The 17188-nt window shown below is 44.2% G+C and carries 16 protein-coding genes; 13 read left to right on the top strand and 3 right to left on the bottom strand.

The window, feature by feature from the left end; all coding sequences use genetic code 11:
* Nucleotides 1-80: 80 nt before the first annotated feature.
* The 11 genes from L6466_RS10120 (at nt 81) to L6466_RS10170 (ending at nt 11241) form a co-directional block, all read left to right on the top strand.
* Nucleotides 81-1199 carry a glycosyltransferase gene (locus tag L6466_RS10120; protein ID WP_237795517.1) on the top strand — a complete coding sequence of 373 codons (1119 nt, stop codon included), beginning with the start codon at nt 81-83 and terminating at the stop codon, nt 1197-1199.
* Nucleotides 1200-1212: 13 nt separating this feature from the next.
* Nucleotides 1213-2271, top strand: a complete 1059-nt coding sequence (locus tag L6466_RS10125) for a glycosyltransferase family 4 protein (protein WP_255779413.1) — start codon at nt 1213-1215, stop codon at nt 2269-2271.
* A 6-nt stretch (nt 2272-2277) separates the two neighbouring features.
* A complete protein-coding gene (locus tag L6466_RS10130; protein WP_091816227.1) occupies nt 2278-3327 on the top strand; it encodes a GHMP family kinase ATP-binding protein in 1050 nt (349 codons plus the stop codon).
* A gap of 6 nt (nt 3328-3333) precedes the next feature.
* Complete coding sequence (locus L6466_RS10135) at nt 3334-3981, top strand: D-sedoheptulose-7-phosphate isomerase (RefSeq protein ID WP_091816230.1); 648 nt, start codon at nt 3334-3336, stop codon at nt 3979-3981.
* 18 nt (nt 3982-3999) lie between these two features.
* Nucleotides 4000-5301: a D-glycero-beta-D-manno-heptose 1,7-bisphosphate 7-phosphatase gene (gmhB, locus tag L6466_RS10140; RefSeq protein WP_237795515.1), complete on the top strand. Its 1302-nt coding sequence runs from the start codon at nt 4000-4002 to the stop codon at nt 5299-5301.
* Complete coding sequence (locus L6466_RS10145) at nt 5298-6470, top strand: alpha-amylase family protein (protein ID WP_091816235.1); 1173 nt, start codon at nt 5298-5300, stop codon at nt 6468-6470. Before gmhB ends, L6466_RS10145 begins: the two co-directional genes overlap by 4 nt.
* A gap of 93 nt (nt 6471-6563) precedes the next feature.
* A complete protein-coding gene (locus tag L6466_RS10150; protein ID WP_091816238.1) occupies nt 6564-7682 on the top strand; it encodes a glycosyltransferase family 4 protein in 1119 nt (372 codons plus the stop codon).
* A complete protein-coding gene (locus L6466_RS10155) occupies nt 7679-8254 on the top strand; it encodes a sugar transferase (RefSeq protein ID WP_237795508.1) in 576 nt (191 codons plus the stop codon). The genes L6466_RS10150 and L6466_RS10155 overlap by 4 nt, the downstream gene beginning before the upstream one ends.
* A 12-nt stretch (nt 8255-8266) precedes the next feature.
* Complete coding sequence (locus tag L6466_RS10160) at nt 8267-9787, top strand: capsule assembly Wzi family protein (RefSeq protein WP_143005663.1); 1521 nt, start codon at nt 8267-8269, stop codon at nt 9785-9787.
* Nucleotides 9771-10154 carry a lipocalin-like domain-containing protein gene (locus L6466_RS10165; protein ID WP_143010110.1) on the top strand — a complete coding sequence of 128 codons (384 nt, stop codon included), beginning with the start codon at nt 9771-9773 and terminating at the stop codon, nt 10152-10154. The genes L6466_RS10160 and L6466_RS10165 overlap by 17 nt, the downstream gene beginning before the upstream one ends.
* A 136-nt stretch (nt 10155-10290) precedes the next feature.
* Nucleotides 10291-11241, top strand: a complete 951-nt coding sequence (locus L6466_RS10170; RefSeq protein ID WP_237802995.1) for a hypothetical protein — start codon at nt 10291-10293, stop codon at nt 11239-11241.
* A gap of 32 nt (nt 11242-11273) precedes the next feature.
* On the opposite strand, the gene L6466_RS10175 is transcribed toward L6466_RS10170, so the two are convergent.
* Genes L6466_RS10175 through L6466_RS10185 form a run of 3 tightly spaced genes read right to left on the bottom strand, consistent with a single transcriptional unit; the run spans nt 11274 to nt 13452 of the window.
* The gene (locus L6466_RS10175) at nt 11274-11783 is read right to left on the bottom strand and encodes a histidine phosphatase family protein (protein WP_237812922.1); all 510 of its coding nucleotides are present in this window, start codon (nt 11781-11783) and stop codon (nt 11274-11276) included.
* Nucleotides 11780-12397 (bottom strand): uridine kinase, encoded by a 618-nt coding sequence (udk, locus tag L6466_RS10180; protein WP_091816249.1) that lies wholly within the window; start codon nt 12395-12397, stop codon nt 11780-11782. The genes L6466_RS10175 and udk overlap by 4 nt, the downstream gene beginning before the upstream one ends.
* Before the next feature lie 5 nt (nt 12398-12402).
* Nucleotides 12403-13452: an endonuclease/exonuclease/phosphatase family protein gene (locus L6466_RS10185; RefSeq protein WP_091851478.1), complete on the bottom strand. Its 1050-nt coding sequence runs from the start codon at nt 13450-13452 to the stop codon at nt 12403-12405.
* Between the two features lie 189 nt (nt 13453-13641).
* Between L6466_RS10185 and L6466_RS10190 the strand changes: the two genes are divergently transcribed.
* Both L6466_RS10190 and L6466_RS10195 read left to right on the top strand, forming a co-directional pair.
* Nucleotides 13642-16212: a TonB-dependent receptor gene (locus tag L6466_RS10190; RefSeq protein ID WP_091851475.1), complete on the top strand. Its 2571-nt coding sequence runs from the start codon at nt 13642-13644 to the stop codon at nt 16210-16212.
* A 31-nt stretch (nt 16213-16243) separates the two neighbouring features.
* Entirely contained in the window at nt 16244-17167 is a 924-nt protein-coding gene (locus L6466_RS10195; protein ID WP_091851473.1) for a DUF5689 domain-containing protein, read from the top strand.
* Nucleotides 17168-17188 lie beyond the last annotated feature (21 nt).

Raw genomic sequence — 17188 nt, forward strand, 5'->3', positions numbered from 1 at the left:
CTACAAACTACTTAATACAAAAATAACACAATAAAAAAAACATTGTAACGTTATATCATTATAAAACAACTCAGCTGCACATGCAAAAAACCATACTCCATATTTCCAAATATTACCATCCCTATATTGGGGGCATCGAAACCTTGGTCAAGTCTATGGCCGAGGGGTTAACGGAATATCGTAATATTGTCATCTGCTTTGCCACTGACGGAAAAGATACCGTAGATATCATTAATGGTGTCACAGTATATCGTGTCAAAGTCAATTTCTCCATAATGAGTCAAGACGTAGCCATAGGGTATTACCGGACATTAAAGAAATTGATAGCAGAATACAAGCCGCAATATGCTCATGTCCACTGCCCTAACCCCTACGTCTACCCATTAGTGCTCAAAGCCATCCACCCTGATACAAAACTAATTCTGCATTGGCATTCGGATATTCTATCTAAAGGCATTGTTTATAGACTTGTCAAACCGTTCGAGAGTGCTATATTGAAACGTGCTGATCTCATCGTCACCACCAGTCCGAACTACATTCATCCATCAAGTCCCATCTATCAATACAAAGGAAAGACGAGCGTAGTTCAAAGCGGTATTGTATTGGACAATTTCAATTTAAAAGATGGGGATGAAAGACGCATAACTGAGATAAAAACACAATACGGGAACAAACCAATTGTGTTTCTCTTTGGCCGCCACATTCCTTATAAAGGCATCGACTGGTTAATGAAGATTGAAAAGCAGGTCAAAAGCGACTGTCAGTTTATCATTGCCGGTAGCGGTCCGCTAACCAAAGAGTTAATGAAAAAAAACACATCGTCCCGTATCACCTTTACAGGTAAACTAAGTACGGATGACCTACGCTGTTATATCCATGCAGCGGATATCTTTTCCTTCACCTCTAACACTAAAGCAGAAGCATTAGGATTGGCGTTGGCTGAAGCAATGTACTGCCGTTGTACCCCTATTGTTTTCCATCTAGAAGGTTCTGGTGTGAATTGGGTCTCCATCAAAGATCAAACAGGACTGGAAATACCTTTAGGCGACATTTCTGGTTATGCTAAGGCTATCGACAATCTATTAAATAACCATTCATTAAGAGAAAGACTTGCCGAGGCTGCGCATCAACGTGTCATAGATATGTTCACAGAGCAGAAATCTGTTAGCATCATGAAAGCCATTTACGAACAATTGTAAGAAGCGAAAGACTATGAGTCGGATTTATGTCAACGGACGATTTCTCACACGACCCATAACAGGAGTGGAGCGTTATGCATATATGATATGTAAAACGCTGGTAGAGATGGGCACAGATTTCACGATTATTTGTCCTAACTCTCCCCTTATGTCATGCTATGATGTCGGCAATCTTCCTATCGTTCATTACGGATTCGGCCGGTCTCATTTATGGGAGCAATTTGTACTACCCTTCTATTTCATCGGAAAGAAAGACTACTTCATGTTTTCTTTTACGGGATTAGGGAGTATTCTCCTCCGTAACAAGATAATGACTATACACGACCTTTCGTTCCTTGATAATCCCCAATGGTTTTCCAAAGGTTATTATTGGTGGTACAAACTGATGACCCCCTTGGCTGTCAGAACTTCAAAACATATCATCACGGTTAGTGAGTTCTCAAAAAAAGAGATTCTTCGTTTCTATCCTTTTATCAAGGAAGAGAACATCAGTATCGCCTATAATGCTGCTGATGAGAAGTTCTTTCACTTTCAGTTACAAGATAGCGTTCCCACCAAACCTTTTGCCCTGACCGTTTCATCTCTCGACCCTCGCAAGAACTTTGGCCGTCTTATTGAAGCATTCAAAGATATCAAGGGATGTTCTCTGTTTATAGTTGGTTCTCACAATCGAATTTTCACACAGGAAGGCAGTATGACTGCCATAAAAGACACCATCCATTTTCTTGGCAGGGTCTCTGATGAAGAATTAGTCCGACTTTATAATCAGGCAATCTGTTTCATTTTTCCTTCCTTATATGAGGGATTTGGTCTACCTGTCATTGAGGCTATGAAGTGCGGTTGTCCTGTACTCGTATCTGATATTCCCGTATTGAGAGAGGTCTGTGGAGAAGCTGCTATATATTTTAACCCACACCATATTGAAGATATAAGGAATACAATAGAGCAGTTTCTGAAAAAGAATGACACTCTTCGCCCCACCGTCATTGCAAAAGGATATGAAAATGCCAATAGATTTTCATGGGAGAAAACCGCAAAAAAAATCATTCTATTGGCTCAACATTATAAATAACGAACTATGATTATACGCAGTAAAGCACCATTAAGATTAGGACTTGCAGGAGGAGGATCAGATGTAGCCCCCTATTGTGATATCTATGGAGGTTTAGTACTCAATGCCACCATCAATCTCTATGCCTATTGTACCATAGAAGAGACAAATGACGCACAGATTACCATCCATTCCTTTGATGCAGATGTCCACAAGTCATATCCATTATCCAACTCATTAGAGATTGATGGACAAGCCAGCCTCATCAAGGGGGTATACAACAGGGTTTACCGTGATTTCCATCTACAACCGCAAGCATTCAAGATCACCACCTACAATGATGCACCAGCAGGCTCTGGATTAGGAACCTCATCAACTATGGTTGTTTGCATTCTAAAAGCTTTTGTGGAATGGAAAGGATTGCCGTTGGGTGATTATGAGATAGCCAAGTTGGCATACGAAATAGAACGGAAAGACCTAATGCTGAGTGGTGGGAAACAAGATCAATATGCCGCCTCCTTCGGAGGATTCAATTATATTGAGTTTATGAAGGATGATATCGCCATCGTCAATCCACTGAAAATCAAGCGTTGGATAATTGATGAGTTGGAAGCCTCCATGCTTCTTTACTTCACAGGACGCTCTCGTTCATCAGCTGCCATTATCGACGAACAGAAGAAAAACACTGAGGGAGGTAATAGCAATGCCATTGAAGCAATGCACCGTATCAAACAGAGTGCCATTGACACCAAGCTTGCTCTTTTGAAAGGTGATATTGATGCTTTTGCCGATATTCTGCGTGAGGCATGGGAAAACAAGAAGAAGATGGCAAACAACATTTCGAACCCCATCATTCAAGAAGCGATGGATGTTGCCCTTCAGGCTGGTGCCAAAGCAGGAAAGGTATCTGGAGCCGGTGGCGGTGGATTCATCATGTTCGTAGTAGAGCCTACGCGAAAGAAGGAAGTAGAACAGGCCCTATCAAAATTGGATGGATTTGTCATGCCTTTTAACTTCAGCGATGGTGGTGCACACGGCTGGAAGATTTACGATACAGACAATGTTAAAGCATTCTAAATATATATGGAGGAAAATATCAACAAACATATTGACAATCTGATAGACCGTTATCCAAAACTGATAGTCTGTCGCAATTCTATTCAAGAAGCTTACAACACCCTGAAGCAAGCCTACACAGATGGTCGCAAGCTATTGGTCTGTGGCAATGGGGGTTCAGCATCTGATAGCGAGCATATTGTTGGTGAATTGATGAAAGAGTTCAAGCTCAAGAGGGAAGTGTTCAAAGACCAAGCTGAAGCCCTGAGAACTATCGACCCTGAGTTGGGCGAAATTCTGGCTAAACACCTGCAGGGAGCGCTTCCTGCCATAGCTTTAACTGGTCATTCTTCGCTGACCACAGCATTTATGAACGATAGTAATCCTGAACTCATCTTTGCACAGCAAGTCAATGGCTATGGCAAACCCCACGATGTATTCTTAGGCATATCTACATCAGGAAATAGCCGTAACGTGCTCTTTGCTGCTGTAGCTGCAAAATCAAAAGGGTTACACGTTATCGGACTGACTGGCCAGCGTGACAGCAAGCTGAAAGAGCTGGCAGACATCTGCATCCAGGTGCCGGAGACTGAAACCTATAAAATACAGGAACTGCACCTTCCTGTCTATCATTGTCTCTGCTTAATGTTAGAAGAGCATTTCTTCGGTAAATAACAAATAAAGGAAGGAATTATGAAAGTCGTCATTATGGCCGGTGGCAAGGGAACGCGCATTGCTTCTATCAAAAGCGATGTGCCTAAGCCCATGATTGAAATTTGCGGAAAACCGATATTGCTATGGCAGATTGAGAATTTAAAAGCCTGTGGACTGACGGACATTACTTTGGTAACAGGTTATCTGGGCGAGGTCATTCGCAACTATTTCATGGATGGCAGCAATTTTGACGTTCATATCAGCTATTATGAGGAAGACCATCCGTTGGGAACAGCAGGAGCTTTATTCAAGCTGAATCTTCAGGACGACTTTTTGCTGATGTGCGGTGACGTCATTGTGGATGTAGATTTCAACCGTTTCATCCAATTTCATCACGAACATCATGCCTGGGCCAGTTTGATGTCTCATCCCAACGGACATCCTTACGACAGTTCATTGCTGGTGACAGAGATACTTCCTCCACAAGAAAAAGGCGGATTACCTATCGACACCCATCGGGTAATGAAATGGATGAATAAGGAAGATGAACGACTCTATTACAAGAACAGGGTGAATGCTGGCATTGAAATCATATCACCAGAACTGCTACATGAAACCATGAAGTCTTATATTCCTCGTCATCCTGAGACTCCAGACAAAATTGATTTGGATCGTGACGTACTGAAACCCAATATCGCATCAGGAAGAATCTTTGCTTATGATACCTCTGAGTATATCAAGGATATGGGAACACCAGACCGTTACCATGAGGCTGAAAAGGACATCCTTTCTGGAAAGGTGAAGGCCAGGAATCTCTCACAGAAACAAAAAGCCATATTCCTGGACAGGGATGGCACAATCAACAAATACGTTGGTTTCCTGACCAAACCAGAAGAGTTCGATTTACTACCAGGAGTTGCTGAAGCTATTAGGCAGATTAACCACTCTGGATATCTTTGCATCGTTGTCAGCAACCAACCTGTCATTGCACGTGGCGACTGTACCTTCGAGCAGTTGCAAGAAATTCACGACAAGATGGAGACGTTGCTTGGACAGGAGGGTGCTTTCGTTGACGCTATCTATTATTGTCCTCACCACCCCGACAAAGGTTTTGAGGGTGAACGCCCAGCATATAAAATTGACTGCAATTGTCGAAAGCCAAAGCCTGGTTTGCTACTACAAGCCGCCAAAGACTGGAACATCGACTTATCGCAATCGTATATGATTGGCGACAGTGAAAGGGATGTTGAGGCTGGGAATGCCGCTGGCTGTAAACAATCTTTTTTCATTAAGACAAATGAGCCAGATGCGTTACTCTCTATTGTCAACAAAATAATATGAGAAGGCTACATCTATTATTCCTGAATATAGTCATATTCTCCATTCTCCCAGTTCAGGCCAAGATACCCATCGTGGCCTATTATGGTATTCCTTTGGAATATTCTAACGCTAGTCGTTTCAAGGAATTCAAGGAGGCAGGATTTGATGTGTCAATCTGTTTCTACGACGATACGCCCGTTGACACCCTTCTCAGAATATTGGACGATGCCCAAGAGAGTGGCATCCAATTGTTGATTAGCAGCGGATGGATATCTGTTCAGCCCCATGTCGGGATTCCAAGACTCAAGAATCATCCAGCGCTCTACGGGTACTTTCTGCAAGACGAGCCTTGGCCAAAGGATATCCAGGAGACTATACGACGCTATCGGGCAATGGCGAAACAGGACACAAAAAAACCTACATACGTTAATCTATTGCCAGACTATGGTGATGGATTACCTAGAGAAATCCAGATGCCACCATACAAGCAATATCTCAAACAGGCATCAGCCATCGGACTGCCGTTTATCTCCTTTGATTTCTATCCTATTAGGGATTTTGGTATTCGCGAAACATGGTATTCTTGTTTGGAGGATGTTCGCCATGAAAGCCTACGTACGGGTAAGCCTTTCTGGGCTTTTGCCCTTTGCACGCCCCATTGTGACTACCCACAGCCCACAATAGAGTCACTACGGCTGCAAATATACTCCAATCTGGCATACGGTGCTCAAGCCATAGAATATTTCACCTACTGGACCCCCAAGCCTACGGATGAATGGAATTTCCACGATGCCCCCATTAGTATTGACGGACGTCGCACCAAGAACTATCCATTGGTAAAACGAATGAATCAGGAACTGCGTGGCCTGCTTCCCTTGTTTGACAAGGCAGAGATCCAAACAGTAAACCACATGGTGAAAATACCGGAGGGCACCACGAAATTAAAACGCATTCCGACAAACATCAAGAAACTGAAGATTACAGGTCGTCAAGGGGCCATCATCTCAACCTTCAAGAAAAACGGACATCTGTACATGGCAGTGGTCAACAAAGATTATCAAAGCGATATGGAACTCTATATTTCTGCCAAAAGAAATGTGACAATGCTGACTAAGCAACTGAAAGAGACCACAATCAGGACCAATTACAAGATAGGAGGCGGAGATATGCTCATATTTAAGCTGAAATAAAACACAAAAGGCATAGAATAAAATTTCCTGAATAGCATACAATAATAGCAAAAATTCTTAGTTATTATAATAAATAATAATGAAGAATTGTTTATGATCATATATATACTAAGCGCTTTTTTATTGAGTTTAATATGCGGGGTGGTTATTACACCTCTCATTCTTGATTTCTGTAAGCGCAAAAGGCTTTACGATATTCCGAATGAGCGTAAGGTACACAAGAACGCAACACCAAGACTGGGTGGCATTAGTTTCCTGCCCAGTATGTTGCTGGCATCTCTTGTTACCATTATAGCCTATAACCACAACATTCATGAACAGCAAGTACAAGTCAGTACATGGACATTAGGATTCTTTTTTAGCTTACTTCTGATTTATGGAGTTGGACTCATTGACGATCTAGTGGGGTTGGGCGCAAAGACAAAATTCACAGTTCAGATTGTGGCTGCAACGATATTACCTATATGCGGACTATACATTAACAACTTGTATGGTTTCTGTGGTATCCACGAGATTCCTTTTAGTATAGGAAGCGTGCTCACGGTTTTCGTCATCGTGTTTGTTAGCAATGCACTCAATCTGATAGACGGTATTGACGGACTTTCTGCAGGTATATCATTGATTGCGTTATTAGGGTTCCTTGTATGTTTTATACGTGAGGACATCATCGCATATTGCATTCTCATATCTGGACTGATTGGCATCTTGATTCCCTTCCTATATTATAATATACTGGGGAAAGCAGAGGATAACCGCAAGATATTCATGGGAGATTCGGGATCACTCACCTTAGGTTTCATCCTAGGCTTCCTGTTTGTGAAATTCACGATGGATAATCCCAATGTAAAGCACTTCAGACTGGAATCAATGATGCTGGCTTACTCTCTATTGATAGTCCCCTCATTCGACGTCGTGCGTGTTTCGCTGGTAAGACTATTCCACAAAGCCCATATTTTCCAGGCTGACAAGAATCATATCCATCATAAACTGATGCGCACAGGCATGAATCAGCATCAGGCATTAATTACAATATTAGCAATTACATTAGTATTCATCTTAATCAACTTAACTCTATGGTACCTGATAAAAATCAATATGAGTTGTGTAGTAATAATAGATATTGTTATATGGATGCTTCTACACTGGTGTATCAACAAAGCCATTACGAAGAAGAATTTACCTGTCTATATGCCAAATCAGGAGGTAGCATGAATAAGCGTTTGTTCGATATCGCACTCTCGTTGGTTGGACTCATTCTTGGTTCGCCATTGTTCCTCATTATATATATAGGTATAAAATGTAGCTGCAAGGGGTCTATCATTTTCAAGCAGGAACGTATTGGCTTGCATGGTAAGCCCTTTAATATCTATAAGTTCCGCACTATGGTTGTCAACAACGAGCAGAACGGCTTGCCAATGTTAGCTGAGCCAGACGACCAGCGCCTCACTAAGATAGGTAAGTTCCTAAGAGCTCATCATCTGGATGAACTGCCACAGTTATGGAATGTTCTGAAAGGTGACATGTCTTTCATTGGTTATCGCCCTGAACGTAAATACTTTATCGACCAGATTATGGAGCATGACCCCCGTTATGAACAGCTCTACTGCATGCGACCAGGCATCACCTCGTATGCCACGCTTTACAACGGCTATACAGACACCATGGAAAAAATGCTCAGAAGACTTGAATTGGATCTGTATTATATGGAGCACCAGTCCTGTATGCTAGATTTAAGCATCATCTATAAGACTTTTACAAAAATAGCATTTGGGAAAATATTCTAAACCATCTGCACAATGAATTACAAGCCAATATTACTACTTATCGGATGCTGCATATATCCTGCACTAGGACATGCGCAAGACTCTCTAAAAACAACTATCTCTTACGATATCACGTCAGAGGCAGCTGTCGGAACAGGCGACTTCACAGCCTATCAGTTAGCAACTAATCGCCATCACGTTTTGGGCACGCGCTCTAACACCGCCTACATACGCGGAGCCGTGCAGATTAGCCATGACCTGTCACGTGACTGGAAATTATCGGGCGGTATTGATGCCATTGGCTCTGTCCATGCCGACCATCAGGCATATCTGCAGCAATGCTATGCAAACCTGTCTTATCAGAAATTCTTCTTGGAGGTTGGAGAGCGAGAGCAGCACCAAGTTCTTCGCGATGAGGACTTATCTATCGGATCATTTATCAAGGGAACCAATGCCAAACCTATGGTTCAGGTTCATATCGGAACCGACGGTTTCTGGAGTGTTCCCTTCACGAAAGGAATACTGGAACTGAACTTTGACGGAGGATACGGCACTTACCTGGACGGTAACTATCGCGAAAGGAAATTTAATGAGGCACCTATTGTTAATGGACAAAACATCAACAGATGCTATGCCACAGATATATTATACCACCAGAAACATTTCTATTTCCGCCTTAATTTCAATGAACATCTATTCTTCATTGGAGGTATGGAACATATAGTACAGTTTGGCGGAACCACACACGCCTATAATAGGAATGGTGAATTTGTAACGAAAAAGAGTTCGACAAACCTAAAATCATTATTAGAGGTTGTACTGCCATTTGGTGATAGCAACTATGCAGAACACGATGCCATGGAAGACTGGATATTTGGCAACCACTTAGGTGAGATGACAGTACAACTGGGATGGAATATCAACAAGAATCATACCGTCCAGGCCTATCTGGATGATATATTCGAAGATGGTTCTGGAATGAGAAAAAGCAATGGAGCTGACGGAACATGGGGACTGCAATATAACAATAAGACCCCTGGCACACAGTATATCAGAGGGGCAGTGCTAGAATACTTTCAAAGTACCAACCAGTCGGGACCATTACATTGGGATCCCAATGACTACGCCGAACCTATACGGAGCCAGATAACAGACTATGTTGTTGGCAGCGACAACTATTATAATCACTTCACCTATAATAGTTATTCCGTCTATGGCATGACACCCGGCATTGCTTTGATAACCTCGCCTATTTACAATAAGGATGGCTACACAGCTTTTAAAGATAACCGTGTCAAAGCCTGGCACGTAGGTGTCAATGGCGAAATCAGCAATCATTTGAGCTATCTCGTAAAAGGTTCCTATCGTGAGGGATGGGGTACATACAGCAGACCTTTAGCAAACAAGCACCACTCTTTCGATGCGATGATCCAAGGCAAGTATCACAAAGGGCCTTGGCAGTTCAGCGCATCATATGCCTTTGACAAAGGAAACATCTATGGCGACAATTCTACGTTTGACATAAAAATTGGATATCATGGCAAGATTCTGTAAATACATCATCCTACTGTTTGCTTTAATCTGCCCTATCTGCTCTTGTCAGGAAGGCAGGGAGGCAGGCGACTTGCTTGGACAGTGGCGTCTAAAAGGATCAGACACACAATATGTCAGTTTCTCTGGTTCTGTAGCTCTCTTTAGAATGACTGACGATACAGAGATATATGCAAACTTCCAACACAATGGTGACAGTCTGTTCATACAATGCATCTCCATCAACGCATCTGCAGCCGACACTGCTATTATAGAAAACAGCTTTGGTTTCAAGCCCTTCAACGACATTCGTCTGAAAATCAACGCACTCAACGATGATGATTTAGTGCTCAGCAAAGATGGCCAGACCTGGAGTTTCTATAAGTATTGAAATGATCCACTACTTATCAAGCATAGGGATTTTCCTCTAACCATTTAGGGAAAATCCCTTTTTTTGTCCATATTTTCGCCTTATCTTTGCACCAAGAAAAAGAAATTGATTGTAGAACGATTAAAAAGATACGATTATGAAAAAGATGTTGTTTACCCTGGTTTCCATGCTGACGATAGCAGCAGCGGCAAACGCCATGTCATACGAGCAGGCTCGCAACGAGGCTCTATTCCTGACGGACAAGATGGCCTACGAACTGAATCTGAATGACGCGCAGTATGAGGCAGCCTACGAGATTAACCTCGACTACCTGATGGGGGTTACTTCATATGATAATGTATACGGTCCCTACTGGGAGCGACGCAACCTTGATCTGAGTTATATCCTCTATTCATGGCAGTGGGATTTGTTCCGTGCAGCCACTTATTTCTACCGTCCGCTTTATTGGGAGGCAGGTCACTGGCACTTCGGAGTTTACATTCACTACCCACGTCGTGACTACTTCTACTTCGGTCGTCCTCACTTCTATGCTACCTATCGCGGTGGACACAGCTGGCGCCATAATGGAGGCAGAAGCTGGTACGAAGGACGCCATAGCCATTATCGTCCAGTAACTCACCGGGATCATCACGTAGGAATGCGAAACAGTTGGGATCGCGGTGACTACCGAAACAACGGAGGACGCAGTTCAACACGTGTTACCGAGAGAAACGGCCGTACACCAGACGTAAATCGTAGAGTTGACGGGAACAGGAGTACGAATGACAATCGTGACCTGAACAACAATCGCAGTATCGATAACAACCGCGAATTCGGAGGCCATCGCAGCACTGGCGGTAACCGTGACCTCAATCGTACCAACACGACCATCGGCACCCGTGAGTCCGGCAATAGCAGAACAAGCGTTGGTAATCGTGACTTTGACCGCAGCAGATCAACCTCAGGCAGCAATCACAACATTGGCAGCAGTAGCAGCAACAGAAGTCATAGCAGCGGAAGCTTCAGTGGCAGCATGTCAAGAGGTTCATCTGATCGCGGCACCAGAGGTACCAGCAGCGGTAGCAGCCCCCGTGGAGGAAGAAGATAAATTAAGGTAAAAGGAAAAGTGAAGGATAATTGTTAAATGTCGAGGATTCGCACCTCGGCATTTTTCATTTTCTCTATCTCGTGCATTTCCTTTCCCCAGTACACAGATTGGATAGCCTTATTAATAATACCATGTCCCACTGCCAATACCTGAGACTCAGGATAATTCTTACGGATAAAATCAAGGAAACGCCCTGCCCTATCCTTCATTGCAGGGAGAGATTCTATATCATCAGGCCATGGTTTTATGTCTTTTAAATCCGGGATAAAACGCCCTGTAAAACTACCCCAGTCACGTTCCCGGAACAGGGGCGTGGTAACAACAGACAGTTGATGAGGCTCTGCCAGGATTTGTGCCGTCTGAATAGCTCGCCATAAATCACTGGCTACAATAGCATCAAAATGAACATCCGCCAACTGAAGACTTAAAGCCTCTGCCTGACGGATGCCTGTTGCATTCAGTTCGCCCGGCGTCTGTCCTTGCATAATCTGACGTTCATTATCGAACGTCTCGCCATGGCGAACAAGATATAACTTTGTCATACCCCTGGAACTACAATACCTTCAATATAAGTTTTCAGGATATGAATACCCGTACGGTTCTCGCCACCCCAGGGAATAATCAAATCAGCAAATTTCTTAGTGGGCTCGATAAACTGCTCGTGCATAGGTTTAAGCACCTTCTCGTAACGATCAAGCACCATCTCAACCGTACGGCCACGCTCAACGACGTCACGACGGATATTTCTAATCAGGCGTACGTCATTATCTGTATCGACAAAGATCTTCAAATCCATAGCATCACGCAGTTTCTTATTATGAAGAGCCATGATGCCCTCAATAATAATCACAGGTTTTGGTTCCACATGAATGGTTTCCTTCTGACGATTGCTCTCGATGTAGGAATACGTGGGTTGTTCCACAGCCTCTCCATTCTTCAGCTTTTTCACATGCTCCGTCAGCAGTTTCCAGTCGAAAGCATCAGGATGGTCGAAATTGATAGCCTTGCGTTCCTCTGGCGTCATACCCGTAGTATCGTTATAATACGAGTCAATAGGTACTACAGCCACACAATGAGGAGGCAGCGACTGGGCAATTTTTCTTACTACGGTGGTCTTGCCTGAACCTGTACCGCCTGCTATTCCGATAATTGTCATACCTGTTACTTTACTTCTTTTACGACATACACCACTGTGGGCAGGTGATCACTATAACCGTTGAGCCACACACCGCCGGCATGAGTACGTAGGGTATTTCCCTTATATTTGCCCTCTTTCTGGAACAGATAGTCACGACGGAAAATCTGGTGAGCAAAATATTTCAGGGTACGATAGTCTTTTTTCTTATTCTGGTCGAGTAATGACTGAGACAGGATAATCTGATCAAACAGGTTCCACTTTCCATCATACATCAGCGTACCTGTGCCATTGGCCAGAGTATCCCACCAAGGATTCCAAAGGCCGCCCTTCTCTACATCCTTCATCTTACGCTGTGCACCCAAGGACACTGCCATAGACTTATCCTGAGGATCATCATTCATATCGCCCATGATAATAATCTTGAAATCAGGATCAACACGAAGCAGGGAATCCTTCACCAAACGAATCTGTCGGCCACCCTCCTCACGATAGAAAGAACCTGCACCACGAGAAGGCAAGTGGTTGACAATAACTGCCACATGCTCACCAGCCAACTTACCACTCACCGTGAGGAATCCACGGGTATGGCGCATACTGTCTTCAGGCAAGATATAGGTATAGGGCATCAATGTCACGTTCTCAACAGAAAAAAGACGAGGATTGTAAATCATGGCACAGTCAACACCACGATAGTCAGGTCCCTCAACATGTACGAACTTGTAGCCACGCTTCTTCAAGGGTTCCTGATTACACAAGTCTTCCATACATTTGGCATTCTCAACCTCAGAGACACCAATGATGGCACAACCTATACCAGGCAACTTGTCTGTGCCGAGCTCTGCAAGCACACGGGCCATATTCTTCAGTTTATTAGAGTACTTCAGTCCCGTCCACTTATATTGTCCATCGGGCAAGAACTGATAGTCGTTATGACCTTCATCATGACACGTATCAAACAGATTCTCCAAATTATAGAATCCGATGCCATACAACGAGAACTTTTTCTCTTGAGCAAACGTGGTACCAGTTCCCATCAGGAAAAGCAGTGCCAATAAAAACATTGTCTTTTTCATATTCAGATCAGTCTAATTAGGCTTAATAAATAGTTCTTGTGTGCAAAGTTACAAAAAATTCTGATAAACAATACAATTTCACCACATATTTTGTAATTGAGAAAACTTTTTTATAAAATACTTTGTTGTTACATAATTTTAATGTATCTTTGCACACAACTATAATTAATTTAATCTTAAAAAAGTTCTATGAATAAAAAGCTGAAATTCGTGATGATGGCGCTTTGTGTCGCTCCCGTTGCAATGGCTCAGACAGAGATTGACTCTCTGGGCGTGCAGGACGAGCAAGCATTCACCTTCACGGAAGCACAGTTGGGCGAGGACGACGATATGTCGCAGAACGTGACTATCACAGGTTCAAACTCAAACATTTACGCCTCACAAGTAGGCTATCTGTTCAGCCCTATGCGCTTCCGCTACCGTGCTTTGAACCAAAAGTACAATGACATCTACATCAATGGTGTGCAGATGAATGACATGGAGACAGGTCAGTTCCGTTATTCTATCGTTGGTGGTCTGAACCAGCAGACACGTGGCGTGGAAAACTCACTGCCCTTCGAAGACAACAACTTCTCTATGAGTGGCATGGCCGGTTCTAACAACTACAACTTCCGTCCCTCTGCCTTTGCTACAGGGCACCGTTTCACGCTGTCAGGTGCTAACCGCAACTACACCCTTCGTGGCATGTACACCTACAACAGCGGCGTCAAGGAAAACGGCTGGGCTTACTCTGCCAACCTGACTTACCGTTGGGCAAACATGAGCACGTCTTATGTTGAAGGAACATTCTACAACGCACTGAGCTACTTCTTCGGCGCAGAGAAATTCATCAACGACCAGCACCACATTTCACTGGTAACTTGGGGCAACCCCACAGAGCGTGCCTCTCAGGGTGCAGCCACTGACGAAATGTATTGGTTGGCTAACAACCGTTTTTACAACCCTAACTGGGGTTTCCAGAACGGCAAGAAGCGCAACTCCCGTGTAGTTAATGATTTCGCTCCCACAGCCATGTTTACTTGGGACTGGCAGATCAACGACCAGATGAAATTGGTGACCACATTGACCGGACGCTATTCTATGTACAAGAGCACCAAGCTCAACTACAACAATTCAGACAACCCACACCCCAACTACTGGAAGAACCTGCCAAGTAGTTATTTCGACGTATGGGATGAGAGCGATGTCAACAACCGTACAGAGCAGTGTGCCAGCGACTGGCTGCGTGCCAAGAACCTGATGTCAGGTTACCAGCGCGACCGTCAGATTGACTTCGACAAGTTGTACCTGGCCAACCGCAACGCTGCCTTGCAGGGTGCAGACGCCATGTACTTCATTCAGGCTAAGCACAATGACAACCTGAATGTTGCCCTTGCATCAAACCTGAACTTTGACTTGAACAAAGACCAGCGTCTGAACATGGGATTCCAGCTGGCTACCAACAAGGGTATGCACTACCAGACAATGGACGACCTGCTGGGTGCCAGTGTTTATCACAACATCAACACCTACGCTATCGGCAACTATTCAGCACTGGATCCTGAGGTTCAGTATGACGCAAACCATCCTAATGCCGTTGTTCGCGAAGGCGACAGATTTGGCTACGACTACAATATCTTTGTCAACAAGGCCAACGTTTGGATGACCTATGCCGCTGACATTGCAGGCAACACCCACGCTTTCGTTAGCGGTCGCATTGGCGGTGTCGAGATGCAGCGTGAAGGCAAGATGCGCAACGGTATGTTCCTCAACAACTCTTACGGCAAGAGCAAGACTGCCCACTTCCTAGAAGGTGGCGGTAAGGCAGGCGCCGTTATCAATCTCGGACATGGTCACTCTATCAATGGTGGTGTCGGCGTAGAGGTTCGTGCTCCACAGGCACAGTCTGCCTTCGTTTCACCTGAGATGAACAATGACTTCGTGGTTGACCTGAAGAACGAGAAGAACTACTCTGCCGAGATTGGCTACCAGATGCAGAACTCATGGTTGAAAGCTAACATCATGGCATATGGTGCTATCGTTGAAGACGCTACTGAGTGGCAGAACTTCTACTTTGACGATATCAACTCATTCTCTTATGTTTCAATGACAGGCATCTCAAAAGAGTACTACGGCGTAGAATGGGGTCTGAACTTCAAGCTCACCGACGCTATCAACCTGAAGACGCTCGGTACTATCAGCGAGGCTCGCAACACTAACAATGCCCAGGTTTGGTACATGAGCAGCACAAAGGGTACCTTCAATGATGCTAACGACAACAAGCCAGAGGTAGTATATAATAAAAACATGCGCGAATCTGGTACTCCCCTCACAGCACTGAGTCTGGTTCTGAGCTACCACAAAGGCGGTTGGTTCATTGACCTGAACGGTAATTACTACGATCGTATTTACCTTGGCTACTCACCCTCTTACCGTTACTCTTCAACATTGGCAGCTCGCGAGAAGATTGAGCACAATGTGTACGATGCTAATGGCAACGTGATGGAGAGCGCCGTAGAACAGGCCAAGGGTCACGGTGGTTTCATGCTTGACGCCTCTATCGGCAAGAGCATCAACCTGAAGAGAGGTCGCTCTATGAGCATCAACCTGTCGGTTACTAACCTGCTGAACAACCAGAACATTGTAACTGGCGGTTACGAGCAGAGCCGTTCCGACTACACTGCTAGCGGAAACGTACGTGCCTATAAGTTCTCAAAGAACCCCATGAAGTTCTATGCTTACGGCATCAACGGTATGCTCAACATTGCATATAAGTTCTAATAGATAGTCACGATTTAAGCATTAAGAAAGTATGAAAAAGATACATTATTTATTATTAGCACTTGTATGCGGTGTGTTTACAGGATGTATGGACGGCGATTGGGACGAGCCTGCAGCCAAGGACACCATTTACGGTAATTCCGACATCAAGGAGGCTAATGTCATCACCGTCAAGGATCTGAAGACAAAATACAAGAACGAGATATCAACACTGGGTGTCTACAAGCAGATTGATGAAGACCTGCAGCTCAAGGTTGTAGTAACAGCCAATGATATCGAGGGAAATATGTACAATGAAATCTGCGTGCAGGATAAAACCGGTGGTATTTTCATCGGCATCTCTCAGGGCGGCATCTTTGGTTACCTCCCCGTGGGTACCGAGATTCTGATTGACCTGAAAGGACTCTGCATTGGTAACTACCGTCGCTCTGCTACAATTGGTACACCTTACACAAGTAAGGATGGCGAAGTTAGCGTCAGCCGTATGCCCCGTGCATTGTGGCAGCAGCACTTCACCTACACTGGCTATCGTGAGCACGTAACTCCAGAACTTTTTGCCGATGGTAGCACTCCTACCACTTGGGACTTGACGATGGATGCAGGCAAACTGGGTACCATCAAGAATGTCACCATTAAGCAGGCAGGTTACTTCAATTCTGAAGAAGGAGAAAACGGCACTTATCACGACGGTATCAAGTTTGTTCCTGGTGAATCAGCTTTTGTTATCCCAGGTTTCTCAACCTCTTGGTATTTCAATGAGCAGATCTCTGACACAAATGATGGTGTTGCTGTACAGATCTACACCAGCAGCTACGCAGATTTCGCAGCAATGAAGCTGCCTACTGGTAAAGTCAATGTTACTGGTGTCTTGAAGCACTATTGCAACAAGAAAGGCCAGCGCGACCAGTGGGAGCTCATCATGCGTTCGCTGAGCGACATTGAAGAAGTGAAGTAAAACCTATTTTGTTAACAGAAA

This window comes from Prevotella communis, assembly GCF_022024175.1.
Taxonomy (GTDB): Bacteria; Bacteroidota; Bacteroidia; order Bacteroidales; family Bacteroidaceae; genus Prevotella; species Prevotella communis.